General features: G+C 43.8%; 13 protein-coding genes and 2 pseudogenes. 13 read left to right on the forward strand and 2 right to left on the reverse strand.

Translation table 11 applies throughout. From position 1 onward, the window contains the following. Nucleotides 1-61: 61 nt before the first annotated feature. From J7E85_RS20300 to J7E85_RS34175, 12 genes and pseudogenes are all read left to right on the forward strand, one after another. The gene (locus J7E85_RS20300) at nucleotides 62-4,516 is read left to right on the forward strand and encodes a glycosyl hydrolase family 8 (RefSeq protein ID WP_251035881.1); all 4,455 of its coding nucleotides are present in this window, start codon (nucleotides 62-64) and stop codon (nucleotides 4,514-4,516) included. Nucleotides 4,517-4,801: 285 nt separating this feature from the next. Further along, nucleotides 4,802-6,154: an amino acid permease gene (locus tag J7E85_RS20305; protein WP_215160867.1), complete on the forward strand. Its 1,353-nt coding sequence runs from the start codon at nucleotides 4,802-4,804 to the stop codon at nucleotides 6,152-6,154. A 202-nt stretch (nucleotides 6,155-6,356) separates the two neighbouring features. Further along, nucleotides 6,357-7,031 carry a response regulator transcription factor gene (locus J7E85_RS20310; protein WP_076323391.1) on the forward strand — a complete coding sequence of 225 codons (675 nt, stop codon included), beginning with the start codon at nucleotides 6,357-6,359 and terminating at the stop codon, nucleotides 7,029-7,031. Beyond that, complete coding sequence (locus tag J7E85_RS20315) at nucleotides 7,028-8,398, forward strand: sensor histidine kinase (RefSeq protein ID WP_215160869.1); 1,371 nt, start codon at nucleotides 7,028-7,030, stop codon at nucleotides 8,396-8,398. Before J7E85_RS20310 ends, J7E85_RS20315 begins: the two co-directional genes overlap by 4 nt. A gap of 218 nt (nucleotides 8,399-8,616) precedes the next feature. Next, nucleotides 8,617-9,606, forward strand: coding sequence for an alpha/beta fold hydrolase (locus J7E85_RS20320; RefSeq protein WP_215160871.1), 990 nt, complete (start codon nucleotides 8,617-8,619; stop codon nucleotides 9,604-9,606). 170 nt (nucleotides 9,607-9,776) lie between these two features. Next, the gene (locus J7E85_RS20325; protein WP_215160873.1) at nucleotides 9,777-10,754 is read left to right on the forward strand and encodes an alpha/beta hydrolase; all 978 of its coding nucleotides are present in this window, start codon (nucleotides 9,777-9,779) and stop codon (nucleotides 10,752-10,754) included. An 84-nt stretch (nucleotides 10,755-10,838) separates the two neighbouring features. Beyond that, entirely contained in the window at nucleotides 10,839-12,338 is a 1,500-nt protein-coding gene (locus J7E85_RS20330; RefSeq protein WP_353049537.1) for an alpha/beta hydrolase family protein, read from the forward strand. Between the two features lie 23 nt (nucleotides 12,339-12,361). After that, nucleotides 12,362-14,452: pseudogene (locus J7E85_RS20335) on the forward strand (serine hydrolase domain-containing protein). A gap of 279 nt (nucleotides 14,453-14,731) precedes the next feature. Further along, nucleotides 14,732-16,855, forward strand: a pseudogene (locus J7E85_RS20340) (serine hydrolase domain-containing protein). Nucleotides 16,856-16,912: 57 nt separating this feature from the next. Beyond that, the gene (locus J7E85_RS20345) at nucleotides 16,913-17,854 is read left to right on the forward strand and encodes an alpha/beta hydrolase (protein WP_215160875.1); all 942 of its coding nucleotides are present in this window, start codon (nucleotides 16,913-16,915) and stop codon (nucleotides 17,852-17,854) included. Between the two features lie 14 nt (nucleotides 17,855-17,868). After that, nucleotides 17,869-18,162 (forward strand): hypothetical protein, encoded by a 294-nt coding sequence (locus J7E85_RS34170; RefSeq protein WP_251035883.1) that lies wholly within the window; start codon nucleotides 17,869-17,871, stop codon nucleotides 18,160-18,162. A gap of 29 nt (nucleotides 18,163-18,191) precedes the next feature. Continuing rightward, nucleotides 18,192-18,434: an alpha/beta hydrolase gene (locus tag J7E85_RS34175; protein WP_251035884.1), complete on the forward strand. Its 243-nt coding sequence runs from the start codon at nucleotides 18,192-18,194 to the stop codon at nucleotides 18,432-18,434. Nucleotides 18,435-18,931: 497 nt separating this feature from the next. Here J7E85_RS34175 and J7E85_RS20355 read toward each other — a convergent pair whose 3' ends face one another. Further along, nucleotides 18,932-19,987, reverse strand: a complete 1,056-nt coding sequence (locus tag J7E85_RS20355; protein ID WP_215160876.1) for a hypothetical protein — start codon at nucleotides 19,985-19,987, stop codon at nucleotides 18,932-18,934. Then, on the reverse strand, nucleotides 19,977-20,552 hold the full coding sequence (locus J7E85_RS20360) for a sigma-70 family RNA polymerase sigma factor (RefSeq protein ID WP_215160879.1): 576 nt from the start codon (nucleotides 20,550-20,552) through the stop codon (nucleotides 19,977-19,979). The genes J7E85_RS20355 and J7E85_RS20360 overlap by 11 nt, the downstream gene beginning before the upstream one ends. Before the next feature lie 227 nt (nucleotides 20,553-20,779). On the opposite strand from J7E85_RS20360, the gene J7E85_RS20365 reads away from it, so the two are divergent. Then, on the forward strand, nucleotides 20,780-21,526 hold the full coding sequence (locus J7E85_RS20365) for a hypothetical protein (RefSeq protein ID WP_215160881.1): 747 nt from the start codon (nucleotides 20,780-20,782) through the stop codon (nucleotides 21,524-21,526). Nucleotides 21,527-21,590: the final 64 nt, after the last annotated feature.

A 21,590-nucleotide genomic window follows, 5' to 3' on the forward strand; every position in this document is an offset into this window, starting at 1 on the left:
GGGATTCAAATCGAATCCTCAAGCCAAACCGTTCATGTTGAACGGGAAAGGGGTGCAAAGCATGCGAATCAAGAAGAAAAGAGGAAGGAATCCAAAGCGGATGTTCTTATTGTTTTTAGCATTATTGTTGATCCCCTGGACATTGCCGGCGAATTCATATGCCGACTCCGTGACGGGTAAGCCCGAGCTGACCTCCGATGGGTCGGGGAAAGCGGCCGAGGCCTTAATCGCCGAATGGGTCTTCAAGAACAAGGGAGAAGGAGGCGTCCATCCTGCAACCGGAGGACTCAACAAGTCTTCCTCCATCCTCCAACAGGTCGGAGGATATTTTGAATACTACGACAGTAAAGCCCAAGATATTAGCTACCAGGGCTGGGATAACGGCCAGGGCAAGAAATATTGGTTGGCCATGGTTTCTACCTCAGCCTACAAGAATATCAAACTATCCTCGGAGCAAAGCTCCTCGGGTTCCGCTCCTAACGATTTCAAAGTACAGGTAAGTACCGACCGAACGGTATGGACCGACGTCCCTGGAGGCACTGTTCAGATGAATATCGTTTCAAGCTACAATTGTCCAAATCAATCCTGCATACTTAATAACGTCTCCCTGCCGAATGCAGACGATAAGCAAATGCTGTATATCCGCTGGGTGGTTAACTCTAATAAGCCAACCAACCCTAAAGATAATCCGAAAGGCATTGGATCGGGAGGTTCCAGTAAAATTCGGAACATTCGCGTAACCGGAGAACCGATTTCCGGAACAACGCCTGAACAGCCTACCATCGACGTATCCTATGTGCCGGGACAAGGTGCGGAAAATGTAGCCGTAACAACGCCGATTGAGGTTAAGTTCAATAAACCGATCACGGTAACGGCCAAACAGGACATCACGGTTCGGGATGGACAGAATCAGCCTGTTCCAAGCCTTGCCGTCGAAGTCATAAATCAAACGACCTTGCGCATTGGGCATGGCGGATTAGGTCAAGGGAAAAGCTACAGGGTTACCATTCCCCAAACCGCGGTCCAAGGAAAAGACGGCTCTCCCCTGATTCGAAATATCGAGTGGAGTTTTACGACTGTAGGTTCAGTCTCTCAGCCGAAACTCATTAACATGACCTTGAACGGCGATCCTAAAACAAGCATGGCTTTCGCTTGGTACACGGATACCTCGGCCGGAACGAAAGTCCAGGTAGCCGAATCAACGGGAACCGGTAACGTGTTTCCGAAAGAGGGAGTTCTTGAATTCACCGGATCTTCCGAGGAAATTTCGACTTATATGACCAAGGGTGACAGAACGACGGGTAAGAAGAAAAAGTTCTTCAGCCATAAAGCAAGCGCGAATGGATTAAAGCCGGGAACCGATTATGTATTCCGGGTAGGCGACGGTTCGATATGGAGCTCCGTTGGATCGTTTAAAACCGATACGGCGACACCGCAACCATATCGCTTTATCGTGGGAGCCGACTCTCAGGCCTCGAGCAAATCGGGCTTTGAACCATGGGCAGATACCTTCAAGAAAGCTTACGAACATATGGGTAACCCCAAATTTCTGATCAATGCCGGCGATCTGGTTGATAATGGCGACCTGGAAGAGCAATGGCAGTGGATGCTCGGGCTCGCGCAGGAGCATCTGATGAAAGTGCCATTTGTACCCGTACTGGGCGGACACGAAGTATCGGATTGGGACGGGGATGCCACAACGCCGAATAATAACTTTTACAACCATTTCAATCTGCCACGGAAAGTGGTGGATGCAACGCATGACGGCTCGGTCTATTCTTTTGAATACGGCGACGCGCTTTACATGGTGTACAACTCGCAGTTTGACGGCAAGCTGAACAAAGACGGCACCGTCGACTGGGATGATGAACAGCACGAACAGTTTTGGAACCAGATTGATTGGATGCGGAATACGGTGGCGAAGACCGACAAGAAGTGGAAATTCGTGACGCTTCACAAAGCGCCTTATGCAGCTGGCGATAATTCCGCGCAATGGGAAGGAGATCGCGTTAAATTTTACAGGAAAAATCTGATTCCTGTTTTTGACGAGCTTGGCATCGATATGGTGTTTGAGGCACACGATCATATGTATATGCGTTCCTTCCAGATGTACGGGGACAAGGTCATCGATCCGAAAAAACTGGAAAAAGACGAAGCAGGCAACGTCGTCAATCCTCAAGGAACGGTGTATTTGATGTCCAATGCGTTTGGAAACAAATTCTATTACAAGAACGAACCTTATGACGACTTCTTCGCAGCGATTAACAACCAGCCGAAGAAAAAAATGTTTACGGATGTGTCGGTTGCAGATCAAATTCTGAAATTCGATGCCTATACGGCTGCTGTTGAAGATGAAGGAAAGAGCGGATACGGGAAAAATGGGCTGAAGGTGTACGATCATTACGGTATCAAACGAACAGACACCAAACCGGATCCGGTGGAGGGAGCACAGGTTAAACTCCAAGGTACCAAAGCTACGTTGACCTGGAAGTCGCCTTCCTCAAGCAAAGAGCAGGTAAGAGGATTCCGTATTTACGAAAAGGATGACAAGATCAGCAAGCATTGGAGCCTCTATGTGCCAGTAAAGTCGGGAACGTCGCAGTACAGCGTTGTTATCGACAAATTGAACCCGGATATTCAATATAATCTGGTGATCAAGTCTGTTGGCAGAAGAGACAATTCCAGCCCAGTCACGGTAAGCACTTCGAATCAGGCCGAGGGGAATGAGCCTCCAACCGCTTTGGATGGTTTGGCGGGCAAAGGCGTGTCTCCTTTCCAAATTGACCTGACCTGGAGAGCGCCTTCCGGCAAGGCGCCGGATCGTTATCATGTTTACCGCAACGATAGTCACGTTGGAACAACCAAGGAAATAACATATATCGATACCGGGCTGACGCCTGACACGGAATATCGGTACAAGGTGACAGCCGTTACCGCGGGAGGAGTCGAATCGCTGCCGTCTGAAGAAATCCGCTTGAAAACGATGTCTTCTTCACAAGGAACCGGGCCTTACAAGCCGTTTCCGCAGCATACGGCCTACACCTCCGGCTCGATCAAGCCAAATCATATGCAACAAGCGCAACTGGATGCAACCGTTGCCCGGCTGTATGATGAATGGAAGCATAAATACTTGAAAAAGAAGCCGTATCTTCAATCTTCGGAGCCGGATCAGTACTACGTCTGGTATGCCGACGGGGACTGGTTCCAAGAAGAGTTTGACAAGGAGCTTAATGTCAAGTATCAAGCGATGACCGTTTCGGAAGCGCACGGATACGGGATGCTGATCACCGCACACATGGCGGGTCATGATCCTAAGGCCAAGGCTTATTTTGACGGACTATATCGATATTTCAGAGCACATCCAAGCAAGATCAACCCGGACCTTATGGCTTGGAAGCAGGGCGATACAGGCAAGGCTGTCGTGAATGTCAGCGGCGTGGATTCGGCCACGGACGGTGATATGGATATCGCATACGCGTTGCTCCTTGCGGATCGCCAGTGGGGAAGCGATGGTGAGATCAATTACTTGGCCGAAGCCAAAAAAGTAATTGACGCGATCATGAAGAGCGATGTCAGTCATGCTGAGTGGACTTTGAAGCTTGCAGATTGGGTAAGCGACGACGATGCTAAATATGGCAGTGCTACGCGTCCTTCCGATTTTATGCTTCAACATTTGAAAGACTTCAAAAACGCGAGCGGAGACGCCAATTGGGACCGCGTCATTGACAAAACCTATTCCATCAGCGAAGGATTATACAAAAAGTACAGTCCGAATGCGGGACTGCTGCCCGATTTTGTGGTGAAGAAAAACGGCAGCTATGCTCCGGCAGATTCAACATTCCTGGAGTCTGAAACGGACGGGGACTATAGTTATAACTCTTCGCGTATTCCTTGGCGGATCGGTACGGACGCTCTCATGACAGGGGAAACTCGTGCCAAGGAGCAGCTGAATAAAATGACGTCTTGGATTCGCCAAGTGACCGGAGATGATCCAAGCAAAATATATGGTGGTTACAAGCTGGACGGGTCAAAAGCACTCGTGGATTATACGGATACATCATTTTCTGCGCCGATGATGGTCAGCGCCATGATAAATCCGGCGAATCAGGAGTGGCTCAACCGATTATGGGACCACAATGCCTCCATCTCCACGAATGATGATGTGTACTTTGGGAATACGCTGCGTCTCCTAAGCATGATTGTCGTTTCGGGTAACTGGTGGTCACCGACCATCGCGGATACCGAAGCGCCGATGCAGCCAACCATCGAAGAGGCGGTAGCCGTATCCGATTCATCGGTGGAACTGAAGTGGACTCCTTCTTTCGATAATGCTGGCATTACAGAGTATAAGGTTTATCGGAATAATACCGTCATTGGAACGTCGAATACGACGGATTATAAGGATAGCGGCTTGACGCCGAATACAACGTATCAATATTTTATCGTTGCGTACGATACTTCCGGTAATATGTCCAAAATCAGCAATGTCAGAATCGTCTCAACAGGGAAGCAATGAATGTAATTCAATGATGATCAAACCATGAAGTACTGTCCGTCACTGAAGCAGTGATGGTATGAGCTAGCGATAATCATAACGAATGAATAAAGAGCCCGGGACCTCCCAGGGCTCTTTTATGATCCGCGCTCCAGGAACAACCTATTTACCGTTTATTAAAGAATATGAGGCATTAGAGCTATCGTACTTCCTCATTAACTTTGCGAATTTCTTAAGTTGTTTCCTTAGAAGAAAAGGTTATACTTATCAATAGATTAATTTGAAAGTCATCAGGGGGATATGTGAATGGCAAAACAAGATGAAGTTTCATTACAGAAGAAATTGAGGCCAAGGCATATCAGCTTTATGGCGATGGGCGGTGTAATCGGCACCGGGATATTCAAAGGAAGTGCCGAGACGATCAGTCTCGCCGGTCCGGGCGTTATTTTCTCTTATATCTTTGCGGGACTGCTTCTTCTGGTCGTTATGGGAGCGATGACGGAAATGGCTACGGTGTATCCGGGCCGCAATATGAAGGATTTTGTTCGCGAAGCCTTTGGTAAGCGGGTTTCTTTTGTCATGGGCTGGATGTATTGTTTCATGTGGCTGTCGGTATGCGTGATTGAAGTGATTGCAGCAGGCAGCTTTCTGCAATACTGGTTTCCGGAGGTTCCGCTGTGGCTGCTGAGCCTTGCAAGTGCGGCGCTCATTATTTTAATCAATATGATGAGTGTTGGAAGTTTTGGCGAAGTGGAATTCTGGCTTGCCGGGATAAAAATCGCGATGATTATTAGTTTTATTGTGCTGGGAAGTTTTCTGATGTTTGGCATTATTCCGAGTTCGGACACCCCGTACCTTCAAAATTTCACTGCTCACGGCGGGTTTTTGCCAAATGGATGGTTTGCCATATTCTCGGCTCTGCTTGTCGTCACCTTTTCGTATGGAGGCTCCGAGCTAATAGGTCTCACATTAACCGAGACCGAAAATGCGGAGAAAATCCTGCCGAAAGTTGTACGCAACTTTATATTAAGGGTGATTTTGTTCTTTACGCTGCCGCTCCTGATTATTTGCGGATTGATTCCATGGAACCAGCTGGGGGGAGAGTCAAGTCCTTTCGTTCAGGTGTTGTCCGCTACGGGATTACAGGGAGCGGCCCACATCATGAATTTCATATTGGTAACGGCCGTGCTCTCTGCAGCTAACTCCGGTATCTATGGTGCGACGCGCATGATCTATTCCATGGCAGCTGCCGGGGAGGCACCAAGGAGCCTGGCCAAGACCACGAGCAAAGGCATTCCGCTTAATACGCTGAAACTTTGCGCGATCATTCTTTTGGCAGGTTCACTGCTGGGACTGATCGCACAAGACCAATTGTTTCGGGTTCTGATGGCGGTTCCAGGCTTCGTTGTGGTGCTGGTATGGATCTGTATTTGTTTCTCCCAGCTGAAGCTTCGCAAAGCTTATCCGGTGCAGCCCAGCTTTAAGGTATGGGGCTTCCCCTATGTAACCGCGTTTACTGCGCTTTGCCTTTCGGTAATCACGGTTCTTTTTCTCATCGATGGACAGAATCGGGTCAGCATCAGCGTATGTCTGTCCGTTCTGCTGTTATTGGTTGTCTGGTCCATCATGAAATTCAAAAAAGAAAGCAGAAGCGGATAACGGAGTGGAATCGGAAAAATTAATATACGAAAGAGAAGGCGGCAGGGGAATGAATCCTCTGTCGCTGATTTGTCCAGGGATGAAAGCATTCGAGGTGCATTCCATGATAATCCCGGGTATGATGATTAGGTAGTATGGGATTAATACATGATTACTTTATAGTATAATGGTACTTCAATAGGAGATGGGAAAGAGGGAACGGATGCCTACTATACTGGTTGCTGACGACGATGCGAATATTCGCGAACTCGTCTGTTTATTTCTACGTAACGACGGATTCACAACGGCCGAGGCCGCGGACGGCAAGGAAGCAATGAACGTCTATGCTTCAACGCATGTTGATCTTGTCGTGCTCGATATTATGATGCCGATTATGGATGGCTGGACGTTGTGCAAAGAACTCCGAAGAGTCAATCCTGATCTTCCGATTCTTATGCTGACAGCGAGAGGCGAAACATGGGAGAAGGTAAAAGGATTCGAACTTGGGACAGACGATTATTTGACCAAACCTTTCGATCCATTGGAGTTAACGGTGCGTGTGAGAGCATTACTTAAACGATACCGGATCGGCTCTACACAGACGATTCAGTTAGGAAGCGTTACACTTGATCGGCAAACCTATAAGGTGATGAGAGGAACAGAGGCGCTCACGCTGCCGCTCAAGGAGTTCGAATTGCTGTATAAGCTTGCTGGTACACCCGGACAAGTCTATACGCGCGAGCAATTGATCGATCAAATTTGGGGGATTGATTATGCTGGAGATGATCGAACCGTAGATGTACATATCAAACGCTTGCGCGAACGGTTTGCGGCTACATCTGATTTTCGGATCGAAACGGTTCGTGGGCTTGGCTACCGGCTTGAGGTTTACGAATGATTAAATCTTTATATATCCGTGTGGTCCTGACATTTCTAGTCTCCGTCATTGCGGGCACGATCATTTCTTTTTTTATGTCCACTTGGATATTCGAAGATAAATTGAACCAAAACGCTCAAATCAACTTGCGCAACTTTGGACAAGACATCGTGCAGATTTACAAGACCCTGCCGTTAAGTGAAGCGGACTCGTTCGTAAGTGGAATGAAGCAGCTCGATTCTTATCATATTCGGATTTACGAAGCAACGGGAGAGTTCCAGTCTTACGGTAAACTTAACGGACACAAACCTGCTACGGTGACGATGGAGCAGTTAAAGAAAGTCATCGATGGAGGCGTTGTTCAAGACACGCCGAATGGTATTGCTACGGTTCTCTTAGGGTTGCCGGTGAAAACAGAAATGGGAACGAAAGCGATGTTTTTGGAGACGCTCGCTCCACCTTCTACCTCTTTTGTCGCCAAGTGGGGATTGATCTTTGCAACCTGTTCGTTGATTGCAGGAAGCTTATTGATTCTTATTGCCTCTGTATTCCTGGTCAGACCAATCAAAAAGCTGACAAAAGCAACCAAACGTATTGCAGCTGGAGATTTCAACGTCAAGCTGAATATTAAGCAAACGAGTGAGCTAGGTACGTTGGCTCGCAGTTTCGAAGACATGATGCACGATCTCCAGCAACTTGAGCAGATGCGCAGGGAATTCGTAACGAACGTGTCGCACGAGGTACAGTCCCCGCTCACCTCGATATCCGGTTACGCTCAAGCGCTCAAGCAAGTAGACCTCTCCGATCAAGAACGAAGCCGGTATCTCGATATTATCATCGCTGAAGCGAAGCGGATGTCCACCATGAGTGATAGCCTGCTCAAGCTGAGTATGCTTGAATCGCAGTCACAGCAACTGCGGCTCGTCACAGTCAGTCTTGATGAACAGATTAGGCGAGTCATCGTGGCGCTCCAACCGCAATGGTCTGCCCGCAACATTCATTTTGAGCTTGATTTACAGACCGTTAAAGTAACGGCTGATCGTGACCAATTGAATCAGGTATGGACGAATATCCTCAGCAATGGCATCAAATTTTCCAAGGATGGCGGCGTGATTCACGTCAGCATCCAGCAGGATATCAAAAACGTGACTATTCGAATATCCGACACGGGCATCGGTATTCCCCTGGAAGATCAGAAGCGCATATTTGAGCGTTTTTTCAAGGCCGATCGTTCACACAGCCGCAAGTATGACGGTAGCGGTATGGGACTTGCCATCGTTAAACAGATTGTATCGCTTCATCAAGGGGACATCCGAGTAGAAAGTGAACCAGGTCAAGGAACGACCTTTATTGTCACGTTGCCAATCTCTACGCCAACCGATAGTTAGAATTACAGGATAAGGTGGATGTATAGAATGTCCATCCGGATTGTCTAAACCGTATTTTCATGCCACGTTTCACATGCAAGCTTTCTTGTATGTGAAACGTGGCATTTTTTTGTTAGTTCATACTCCGTTCATGTTGCCGTCAAGGTGAGGACATCTTGGTTGGTTAGGCTTGCATGAACGGCTTGTTACGGCCATTAACCAGATGAGGACAGGAGCAGATGTGTGTGACAAAAGAAAGAGAGAAGAAAAAATGGGGTGGAACCAAATCGAGGAAAGTATTAAACATTTTGCTTAAAGTATTAGGTGCAATCGTTATAGCTATCCTACTTTTTGTTGCCGCCGTGTATACCGTTAACAAAATCAGCAGTCATTCGGAGCAGAAGAGATTGGAACCTTATGGTCAGCATGTATCTGTAGATGGGAATCAGATGAATGTCACCATTCAAGGAAAAGGCGAAGAAACCGTCGTGATTTTACCCGGCTTTGGAACGGCATCGCCAGCACTTGATTTCAAACCGCTTATTTCAGAGTTATCCCCATATTATAAAGTCGTCGTCGTAGAGCCTTTTGGTTACGGATTGAGCGATCAGACCGAAAAGGAGCGCAGCACGGCAAATATCGTAAGTGAGATTCATGAAGCTTTACAGAGTCTCCATATTGATCGTTATATCCTTATGGGCCATTCCATTTCCGGGATCTATAGCCTGGATTATGTGAACAAATATCCAAATGAAGTTCGTGCATTTGTCGGACTGGATAGTAGTGTTCCAGCGCTGAGTGAACAAAAGATTGATTCGTCAGAAACACAACCGATTAAATGGTTCCGCAACTTAGGTTTCGCCCGATTACAATTGAAACTGAGTGCTGACCCTTATGATGGACTGCCTTATGATGAACAAACGAAAGAACAATTGAACATTCTGATACGCAAAAACATGTATAATACCACTCAATTAAATGAGGCAGAAAGCATGTATTCCAACTTTAAAGCAGCTGAACAGCTAACTTTCCCTCCGAATCTTCCTGTTATTTTCTTTATTCAAAAGAATCACCCGGCAACGTACAGATGGATTCCCGAGCACGAGAAGTTAATAAAGGATTCTGTACATGGTGAAGTGGTGCTCCTGGAAGCGAATCATTATTTGTATCGTTCCCATGCCAAAGAAATTGCTGAAAGATTCAGGGGATTTATAAAGGAAATTCAATAATGTGTTCACGCCAATTTATCCGCCAATGACGTCGCAGTAATTATTCATTTATTTGCTTGTTCATACTCCGTTCATATTGACGTCACGGGGAGTACATCTTCATTGGATAAGATTTCATTAGCGGCAATGAAGGAAGCCTATCAAATAGCTCTAGACAGGAGAAGATGAGAGTGACACAAACAGAGGTAATGAAAACTAAGGGAACGAAATCAAAGAAGATACGAAACATTATACTTAAAATCATAGGAGCAATCGTTATCGCCATTGTTCTTTTTCTAGGTATCGTTTATATCACGAATGTGATCAGTAGCAATTCGGAGGCGAAAAAGATAGAGCCCTACGGCCAGCACGTATCTGTAGACGGGAAAAATATGAATGTGTTCATTCAAGGCGAAGGCAAGGAAACGATCGTGCTTCTTCCAGGTTATGGAACAGCTGCACCAGCGCTTGATTTCAAGCTGCTCATCGATGAGCTATCTCCATATTACAAAGTTGTGGCGGTTGAGCCTTTCGGTTATGGATTAAGTGATGGAACTGAAAAAGAACGAACCACAGAGAATATCGTAAGTGAGGTTCATGAAGCTCTACAACAGCTTAACATTAACCAATACATGCTCATGGGCCACTCCATTGCAGGCATTTACGGCATTGATTATGTGAACAAATATCCAAACGAGGTGACTGCCTTTGTCGGAATCGATAGCAGTGTACCAACACAACCGGGTATGGATGTTAAATTCCCATTAAAAACGTTCGCATTTCTTAAAAAATCAGGTCTCCAAAGATTGGCGGTCAAATTTGGTAGTGACCCTTATACCGGACTCCCATTTGATGACCACACTGTAGAGCAGATGAAAATGCTGTCAAATAAAAACTCAAATAGTTCCACGATGTTGAATGAGATGGACCATATTTCTTCCAATTTTAAAGAGGCTCAAGGGTTAACCTTCCCTAAAGATCTTCCGCTTCTTCTCCTTATTCAAGCGAATAATGAAGGTGTAAAAGGATGGATACCTTTGCACGAAGGACAGATCAAAGACTCGGTACATGGAAAAGTAATAACGATGGATGGAGAACATTATTTACACCATACGTTATTCAAAGAAATAGCTGAAGATGTTAGAGCATTCATGAACGAAACGAAATAAACATCCTGTAAAAGTCTACTCGTAATTTCACAGTTGTGTATTAATGAATATGAAAAGCCGTCCTGGGGACGGTTTTTCCATAGTATGTCCAATTCTGCTGATGTCCGTGATGAGAGAGAGGAATTCAAAATGAGATTATTTGAGATACTTTTAGTTCTATCCTGTTTCGCTTTACTCGTAGATCTATTGTTCATTAAAAGAAGTGCTAAGAAGACAGGATTGGGTGTGGGTATAGGAAGTAGCGTTATATTATTAGTTCAATTGTTTGTTGAGGGATACAGATGGCAGTTACTTTTGGTATATATTATGACGGCGCTATTCATACTCATCGTTTTATTGAGACATTCAGGTAAGATGGTGAATCTAAAAATAGGGAAGCTGTTGAAGTATAGTTTATCTTCCCTAATCGTCATTTTACTTGTTGTATCTACCGGCTTGTCTGTATACTTGCCAGTCTTTGATTTGCCGAAGCCTGATGGTCCAGAGAAAGTGGGTACTCAAACCTTTCATTTTACAGATCAGAACAGAGATGAAGTCTTGACTGAAGATCAAAGTGATAAGAGGGAATTAATGGTTCAAGTATGGTACCCAACTGAAAATATTAATAACAACAAGCGTGACACGCTGTTTCCAAATAATAAAGAAATGTTCAAAACGTATATTCAGAGCTTCTCTGCTTCTTTGAAACTGCCTGAATTTGTGCTCGACTACTGGAAGTATAGTCATAGCAACTCTTATGAAAATGTAGAAATATTACCTTCTGCAAGTCCTTATCCTGTGGTGCTGCTATCTCATGGTATGGGAACCAGTAGAGTTCTACAAGCATCACAGGCCGAGAATCTGGCCAGTCATGGGTTTATCGTAGTGACAATCGATCATACGTACAGCACTTTTGCTACCCTTTTTCCTGATGGCCGTGTAACGGGCTATACAACAAAGATGACAACCATAGATGACCGCAGAGAAATCGGGGATATATGGACAAAAGACGTGGAGTTTGTAATCAATGAAATCGAAAAGCTGAATTCAGGTGCAATTGAAAGTCAATTCAAAGGGAAAATTGATCTAAATAACATAGGCTCGATGGGGCATTCTTTTGGGGGTGCAACGGCGTTTAATGCAACGTATTTGGATCATCGAATCAAGGCCGGGGTTAATATGGATGGGTCACTGAATGAAGTAGAGGATAGAGATGATATAAACAAGCCGTTTATGTTTATCAGATCGGGAAATTTTGAAGACTGGTTAGCCAATTTTGAAAGTGATAGAAATTCGGATGACGAAGTAACTAAGTTTCTTTCAGATGAGCTGCACATTATGAAAAATGTTATTGAACATGGGGGAAATGTGATTTATATAGAAGGAACCCAGCACTTCAATTTCACGGATCTTCAATTTTATTCAGAACTGATTAAACTGTCCGGGATCACAGGAGAGATCAATGGTAAAAGAGGATCAAGCATCGTAAATCAATATGTACTCGATTTCTTTAACAAGCAATTGAAAGGAACGGGTGGAAACCTGATTCAGGGGCCGAGCGACATCTACCCAGAGGTGAAATTTGTAGATCCGAAAGAACTCTAATTTAAACTCAGGAGATGATGTGAATGGGACGACAAGAGGGAAAACGAACTTCAATCACCGCCTTAACTCTGGTGTTAATGATGTTAACTCCAATGTCAGTCATGGCCGCACCAGCTGTCATGAACAGCAGTAATTTTACGTACGAGACAACGAAGAAAACGGTGGTCGAAAAAGCCAAATTACTCACCGAGACGTACGGTACGACCAGTGTGCAATATGCATTAATCGATGCTGGAGAGATTGTAGTGTCCGGTCAAACGGGCAAGAACGATGTAAATAACAAGGTGCCTCTTACTTCGAACACGATCTATGGCATTGGTTCAACCAGTAAAATGGTGCTTACCACTGCTGTAATGAAGCTGGTTGACGAAGGCAAGATTGATTTGGATGTGCCTGTTGTGAACTATATCCCGGACTTTAAGATGAAAGATAATCGCTACAAACAAATTACACCACGCATGCTGTTGAATCATTCCTCCGGTCTGCTGGGCAGCTCCGGCAGCAATGCCACACTGTACGGGGATAATGACACGTATTCACATGACACTTTTCTGGATCAATTGGCGACACAGACTCTAAAAGCCGATCCAGGAGAATACTCCGTATATTGTAATGATGGTTTTACATTAGCGGAAGTTCTGGTCGAAAGAGTTAGTGGCATGGGCTTTACTGCATTTATACACAAATATATTACAGAGCCCCTGGACATGAAACATACCAAAACACCGCAGGATCTGGTTGATCCGGCAAAAATGGCGGGAATCTATTCTCCTTTGGTTGAGGGGCAGCTTCCACAAGAGAATTATAATATCATCGCTACTGGAGGCATTTACTCTACCGCTGAAGATCTTGTGAAATTTTCACAAATTTTCACGGGAGAGGTCGAAGGCATTCTTTCCAATAAGTCGGTAGAGGCCATGGAGCAAGAAGAATACAAAAGAGGCATGTGACCGGAGGATAGCGATACGTCTATATCTTACGGGCTAGGGTGGGATAGTGTGAACTTGTTCCCATTCAGTGAATACGGCATCAAGGCCGTTACGAAAGGTGGAGATACCATATCGTATCACTCATCATTAATCGTACTGCCGGAATACAATCTGGCTGCAGCCGTTACCTCATCAGGTGGGACAAGTGCCAAAGATCAGTTCATTGCGAGTGAATTATTACTCAGCGCACTTGAGGAAAAGGGCATTATTACAGAACGGAAGCCGGAAAAATCGTTTGGCGTGCCAGTGAAGGCCGATATACCCGAAGAAATATCCACGTATGCTGGTCTATATGGCGGCAATAATTCGGTTAAGAAGATCGAAATGAATCATACTGGACAAATGACGGTATCCACACTCACAGCGCCGAGTGATTCGGCTAAAAATTACACATATACAGCGGATGGAACTTTTCTTAACGATGAAGGCACAGAAAAGTTGAAATTTGTAACGGAGAAGAACGGAAGTACGTACCTGTGGTCTCGATCTTATATATCCTTGCCAGGACTTGGACAGTTGGCTTTCTCAGAATATACAGCCGAGAAGCTGGAAGCCAATACATTACCCGAAGATGTAACAGCCGCTTGGCAGAAGCGTGAAGGTAAAAGATATTACGTGGTGAATCAAAAATATACCTCAACGGTTTATCTCCATTTATCACCAATCATCCCTATTCACATGAATAAAGAGACTCCAGGATATATGTCCAATAATAAGATTATTGGAGCAAATGAAGCAGTCACTGAGCTGCAAATCCCTGGCATGGCAGGGCGTGATACAAAGGAAATTTATTTCTCCAAAAAGAACGGAGTAGAATACATTACAGCCGTAGGTAGCGTATTCGCCAGTGAGGAAATGGTACAACCACTCTATTCGGGTAAACAATCCGCTACAACCATTCAAGCAGACGGATATGCCAAATGGTTTTCGGTACCCGCAACGGTGAAAGGAAAAGTCATGACAGTGAAGATGCCTGCAAATGGAGCCTTTGCAGTATATGATCAAAAGGGTGTGTGTATTAATCACACCGTGGTCAGTGGTAAGAATGAGGTTTTCTTACCAGAAAACGGTCGTATTGTATTTGCAGGTGAGGTTGGTTCCCGATTTGAAATTTCATTGAAATAGGCTAAGTCTAATAAGGTAGCATGCGAAGGTAGTAAGACAGTAACAGAAAAAAAGTTGCAGAATGATAATATCCCCTTTAAGTAGACACTTAACGGGGATATTTTTATGGAGAAAAAAGGAAGAATCGAGGATCGTGAATCATCATGTACACAAAAATAAATTTGCCTGTTCATATTCGGTTCATATAGCCGTCACGAAGAGTACATCTATATTCGTTAAGATTATTTTAGCACCAAGAAAGATGCTCTAATAAAGAGATAATGACAGGAGAAGATGCAGATGATACAACAAGAGAAAACGAACGTGGTCAAGAGAACAGTCAAAAAACGAACTTCAATTGCAGCTTTAACGCTAGTGTTAACCATGTTAGCCCCGCTATCTGCAATGGCCGCACCGGCTGCCATGAATAACAGCATTAACCTTACGTATGAGACAACAAAGAAAACCGTAATCGAAAAAGCTAAATTGCTGACGGAGACGTACGGTACGACGAGTCTACAATATGCACTCATTGATGGTGGAGAGATTATGGTGTCCGGTCAAACGGGGAAGAACGATCTAAACGACAAGGTACCTCTTACTACGAACACGATCTATGGCATAGGGTCAACCAGTAAAATGTTTCTTACAGCTTCAGTGATGAAGCTGGTGGATGAAGGCAAGGTGAATCTCGATCTGCCAGTGACAACCTATATTCCGGAATTCAAGATGAAAGATGATCGATATAAGCAAATCACACCTCGCATGCTGTTGAACCATTCGGCCGGCCTTCTTGTCCCTTCGAGCCACAATGCAACCTTGTATGGGGACAATGATACATTTGCACATGATACCTTTTTGGAACAATTGACCACACAGAATTTGAAGGCAGAACCTGGTGCGTATTCGGTTTATACAAACGCCGGGTTTACTTTAGCTGAAATTTTGGTGGAGCGAGTCAGTGGCATGAGCTTTACGGCATTTATACACAAACACTTTACAGAGCCTCTGAAAATGGATCATACGAAAACACCACAAGATGTGGTTAACCCGGCAGATATGGCAGGAATCTATTCGCCGTTATATGAAGGCCAGCTTCCACAAGAGAATTATAATACCATTGCATCAGGAGGCATCTATTCCACGGCTCAAGATCTGGTGAAATTCTCGCAAATCTTCACTGGAGAAGTCAAAGGCATTTTATCCAGCAAATCGGTACAGGCCATGGAACAAAAAGAATACAAAAAGGGCATGTGGCCATAGGACAGCGATGCGTCTATCTCTTACGGATTAGGATGGGATAGCGTGGACTTGTACCCATTCAGTGACTACGGCATCAAGGCGGTTACAAAAGGTGGAGATACGTTATCTTATCATTCTTCACTTGTGGTACTTCCGGAATACAACATGGCTGCAGCCGTTATCTCTTCAGGCGGAGCAAGCATAACCAATCAATTCATTGCGAGTGAGTTATTACTCAGCGCACTTGAAGATAAGGGCATTATTACAGAACGGAAACCGGAAAAATCATTTGGCGTACCTGTGAAGGCCGATATGCCTAAAGAAATCTCCAAGTTTGCAGGGATATATGGTGGCAATAATTCAGTTACGAAGATCAAAATAAATAAGGCTGGACAAATGACGGTCTCCTCTCTCACGGCTCCAAGTAATCCGGTTCAAGAATACACCTATACATCAGATGGTACTTTTGTGAGTGATGATGGTACAGAAAAGTTGAAATTCGTTGTGGAGAAAAATGGGAATACCTACCTGTGGTCTCGATCTTATATCTCCATTCCAGGACTCGGACAGGTGGCTTTCTCAGAATATAATGCGGAGAAGCTCAAAGCCAATACATTACCCAAGGAGATTAACGCTGCATGGGCAAAGCGCGATGGTAAAAAATATTATCTGGTGAATGAGAAATACACATCAATGCTCTATCTTAATGCTACATCGATCCTGCCTATTCATATCAATAAAGAGAATCCAGGGTATATGTCCAATAATAAAATTATTGGAGCCAACGAAGCAGCCAATCAATTGCAGATTCCGGGTACTGCCGGACGAGATACGATGGACATTCATTTCTCCAAAAAGAACGGAGGAGAGTATCTTACATTTTCAGGTTATGTATTCGCCAGTGAGGAAATGGTGAAACCAATCTATTCGGGTAAACAATCCGCAACAACGATTCAAGCAGATGGACATGCCAAATGGTTTTCGGTACCCGCTACTGCGAAAGGAAAAGTCATGACAGTGAAGTTACCTGCAAATGGAGCCTTTGCTATCTATGATCAGAACGGAATTTGTATTAATCACAGCGTGGTCAGCGGTAAGAATGTTGTTGTTTTACCAGAGAACGGCCGTATTGTATTTGCAGGTGAGGCTGGTTCCCAATTTCAAATTTCATTAAAAAAGTAAAAGGAGTAGAGTTTCAAACGGTTGTACAATAAACGAACTCAACAGGAGAGAACCATCATGATGAAAAAAATATTAATCATTTTGCTCAAAATATTCGGTGCGATCGTTATCGCTTTTGCATTATTTATTGCGACTGTCTTTATTGTTAATGTAGTTAGCAACAAATCGGAGGAAGGGAAAATAAAACCCTATGGTCAGTTTGTAGCAGTTGACGGGAAAAACATGAATGTGCTGATCCAAGGAAAAGGTGAAGGAACCGTGGTGTTACTTCCGGGGTACGGAACAGCAGCACCAGCCCTTGATTTTAAACCGCTAATCGATGAGCTATCCCCATTTTACAAAGTCGTCGTGATTGAGCCTTTTGGTTATGGATTAAGTGATGTAAGCGAAAAAGAACGAACTATTGATCATATGGTCAGTGAAATTCATGAAGCTTTACAGCAGCTTAATATTACTCATTACACACTAATGGGTCATTCCATTTCGGGTATTTACGGACTGGATTATGTGAACAAATATCCTAACGAAGTAAGTGCTTTTGTCGGGATCGATAGTAGTGTTCCAACGCAGGGTGGAACAGATGATCCATTCCCAACAGATGTGTACAAAGTGCTTAAAAAATCAGGGTTCTACCGATTGTTAATGAAACTGGCCGAAGACCAACTGGTTGCACCAGCCGTTGATGATGAAACCAGAGAACAAATTAGAATGCTCTCACTCAAAAATACGTTTAATCCGAACAACTTAAGTGAAGGCGAAAATTTTGGTCCCAATTTCAAAGCTGCTGAAAACTTGACCTTCCCCAAAGATCTGCCTGTTATTTTCTTTTTACAAGCGAATGATACCGAAACGGAAGGATGGATACCATTGCATGAAGAGCAAGTCAAAAATTCTGTACATGGAAAAGTGATGACCTTCGAAGGAGGACATTATTTACACCATACCCGATCCAAAGAAATTGCCGAAAACTTCAGGAAGTTTATGAACGAAATAAAATAAGCTTAGTACCACAATTGATTTTAGAAAAGTTGAAATATGGTTCATCTTCCCTAATCGTCATTCTACTGGTTGTATCTACCGGCTTGTCTGTATACTTGCCTGTCTTTCATTTGCCGAAGCCTGATGGTCCAGAAAAAGTGGGTACTCAAACATTTCATTTTACGGATCTTAATAGGGATGAAGTCTTAACTGAAGATCAAAGCGATAAGAGGGAGCTGATGGTTCAAGTTTGGTACCCTACTGAAAACAGCACGATTTTGTATTCGATTACTGGAAGTATAGTAAAACCAACTCTTATGAAAATGTAGAAATATTACCTTCTACAAGTCCTTATCCCTTGGTACTGCTATCTCACGGCATGGGAACCAGTAGAGTTCTGCATGCATCACAAGCTGAGAATCTTGCCAGTCATGGGTTTATCGTGGTCACAATCGATCATACGTATAGCACCTTTGCTACCATTTTTCCGGATGGACGTGTAACGGACTATAAAACAAAGATGACAACAATAGAAGATCGCAGGGAAATTGGGAATATATGGATAAAGGATGTAGAGTTTGTTTGTAATCAATCAAATTGAAATGTTAAATTCAGGGGCAATCGAAAGTCTTATTTGAAGTCGAAAATAGAGATGTTATAAACAAACCGTTTATGTTCATAAGATCGGGAAGTTTTAAAGACTAGTTAGTCGATTTTAAAAAGGATAAAAATCTGGATAACGAAATAACTAAACAACTTTCAGATGAGCTGCACATTATTAAAAATGTTATCCATCAAGGGGGAAGTGCGATTTATGTAGAAGGAACCCAACACTTCAATTTCACGGACCTTCAATTCTATTCTGAGTTGATTAAACTGACTGGGATAACAGGAGATATAAATGGTAAGAGAGGATCAAGCATCGTAAATCATTATGTACTCGATTTCTTTAATAAGCAGCTGAAAGGAACGGGTGGAAATCTGATTCAGGGTCCGAACGACATGTATCCAGAGGTGAAATTTATAAAGCCGGGTTTTCCTACTTTGAGGAATCCGGCTTTTAAGTATTATTCAACGCTTTTGATGCCCTTCAACTCGTTATTTCTTTGATGGTGTTACCGTTTTGTATTCAATAACTTGTAATACTTTTGGTTCAATAGCTTTTAACATTTGCTCATTTGAAAGGTTGCTTTTAGGAACATTGCCATTAGCTTCACCTTGCATTTGTAAATCAACCTGTGTTTTTGCAATGACATCTATTACTTGCTGCTTCGAGACATGTTTAGCTGCCGCAATCTCCACTACAGAACTACCTTTTGCTAATTCTTGTTTTAATTCGCTTGGGCTCATGTTTAGTAAAGAAAACAGTTTGTCATCGTTTAAATAGGCATCTGCAAAATAATCAGGCTTACCATTGGTAGAGAAGAAGCCTTCTACTTTACCGTTTGAAGATACAGTCTCGCCTCCAATCAGTGAAACACTGATTGAATTGCCTTGGACGAATACCTGGTAGAACGGTGTTTTGGATCCCTTTTGGGAGTAGTTCAGCATCAGCGTTTTTTGATCCGGGTTCTCCATTTGCTCCATAGCAAACTCGTACTCTTCGATATTGCCATACATTTTATTTATGAGATGATCCACCTTCAACTTGATGTCCCGATCGGTTAAAGCAGTGAGTGGCTTCTCCTTAGGCTCCCAATTTTCTTGAATCACGTGTTCAACCTCACCCGTCGTACTGTTTGTATGAAGGGTGATTTTTTTGCCGATTCCCCCTTTTTCCTGGAGGATGATGCTGGTTTGGACACCTTGAACGTTGCTTGCCTCGATAATCTCAAACGATTTTGTTTCGGGAAATGCGTGATAAAGCTTCTCAAGTGTTGCTTTGCCAACCTCATCGGTCTTGACTTGTTCAGCCGTCATCGGTGATCTGGTCAGCATTTCAATCAGAGTAGGTGCCGCAAATGCTGCGGTTGGAATCAAAATGGCAGTTGTAACGATTCCAGCAATTAGTCGTTTTTTCATAGGTTTCTCGCTCCTTTTTTGTTGCAAATATTGTGAATAGGATCGTGCTATTCGGGTGGAAATTGCCGGTGGGCAATCTATCGTTTCTGCTTCTTTGTTCAGATGTTCACGGATATTGCGTTCAATAGTCATTGATCTCTTCCATCCTTTCTGGGGGGAGATTCCATATGTTTTTTCGAAGCGCCTGGATGCCTGCATGATATCTGGACTTGACTGTACCCACTGGAATTTCGAGCAATGTCGCGATTTCCTCCAGCGTATAGTCATGAAAAAAGCGGAGGATCATCACCGTTCGCTGTTTATCAGTCAATTTTTGCATTGCCTGCGATATCATTTGGTTCGTGCCGTCCATCAACACAGCAGGTTGATCCCAATGCGACTCTTCCCGAGAGAAGGAACGGATGCGTTCAAAAATTCGGAATCTCCGCCAGCGCTTGACCCGAAATCTCTGCACTTGACGGATGACCAAGCCGTGCAGCCAGAAATGGAAAGGTCGATTCGTATCGTAATTGGCGAGTGACGTCCACATTTGCATATAAATCTCATTCATGACATCTTCCCGATCCTGCTGATGATCCACCAGAAAGGAAACGGTTCGGTAGACGTCCTGATAGGTGGCATCATACATCGTATGAAACGCCTGTTGATCACCGTCTTTCATTTGTTTGAGTAATTCGTACATATATTCACTTTGCATTCAGAGGGCCCTCCTGGGTAAGCAGCTTACACACTATATTGTCTCTCGAACACAAAAAGGTTCGGTTTTTTTATTTATTTTTTTCGAGAACGAGTAGGACAACCCGGCTACTTAACTATTATACAGTCCGTTTACATTCGACTATTTAGCTAGGCGTCAATGTCACAAAAGCCTTGTTCGGTATTGTTATATATATTGAAAAAAGAAACCACAAGGAGAAATGACCTATGAACAAAAGTATGAAAATAACAGTTGCTGCGCTAAGCGGCGTATTGATGCTGGGCGCCATGAATATTGCCGCGGAGGCAGCACCAGGTAAACCTGCAAGCACGGCAGCCGCTGTGAGCAAAGTGGCACAATTGGAAAAGGAGGAAATAGCCAGAATTAGTAAATTGCTCGAGGAGAATCCGAATGACTCTTATATGGTATACGTAAGCAATGAACTGACCAATAGAAAAGGTCTAGAGACTTTCGCTATGGGGAACATACATCCAGAGTACACTACCTATAATGATTATTGGAAGAAAGCCTCTACTTTAAAAGAACCGGTACTGAAAGAGCCGAATAAACTGCCAGAGAATTATCGCTTTGTATCGGGGGAAATACTCGGTCCATACAGCACCGAATATCATAATGAATTGAAGGCAGAAGCTAAAAAGCTGAAAAAGCAGGTCCATTCCAAAAAAGTGAATTGGACGAAATCAAGCATGATTTCATTACAATATAAGAACGGAACCGATTATGTTAAATTCCAAAGCACACGACTTGATCCGAAAGATAAGAAGCAGAAAGGGTATACCTATATAACCGCTGAGGAAGTGAAAAAGAAACATCCCAAGCTTGGTAAGGAATTTATAATCAACACGCTTTCCTGGAACGAAAATGGCAAGTCATTCAGCATCTCAACCAATCCGGGAAATCCGTTGACAGAAGAAGAGCTGATTAAAATGGCTAAAACGGCAGTCAAAAAGTAAGAAAAATAACCATATTAAGTTTTAAATTGATATAGACTGCATCAATTACTGCTTCAGGTATTGA

It is taken from the genome of Paenibacillus sp. ISL-20, assembly GCF_018613005.1.
Lineage (GTDB): Bacteria > Bacillota > Bacilli > Paenibacillales > Paenibacillaceae > Paenibacillus_AQ.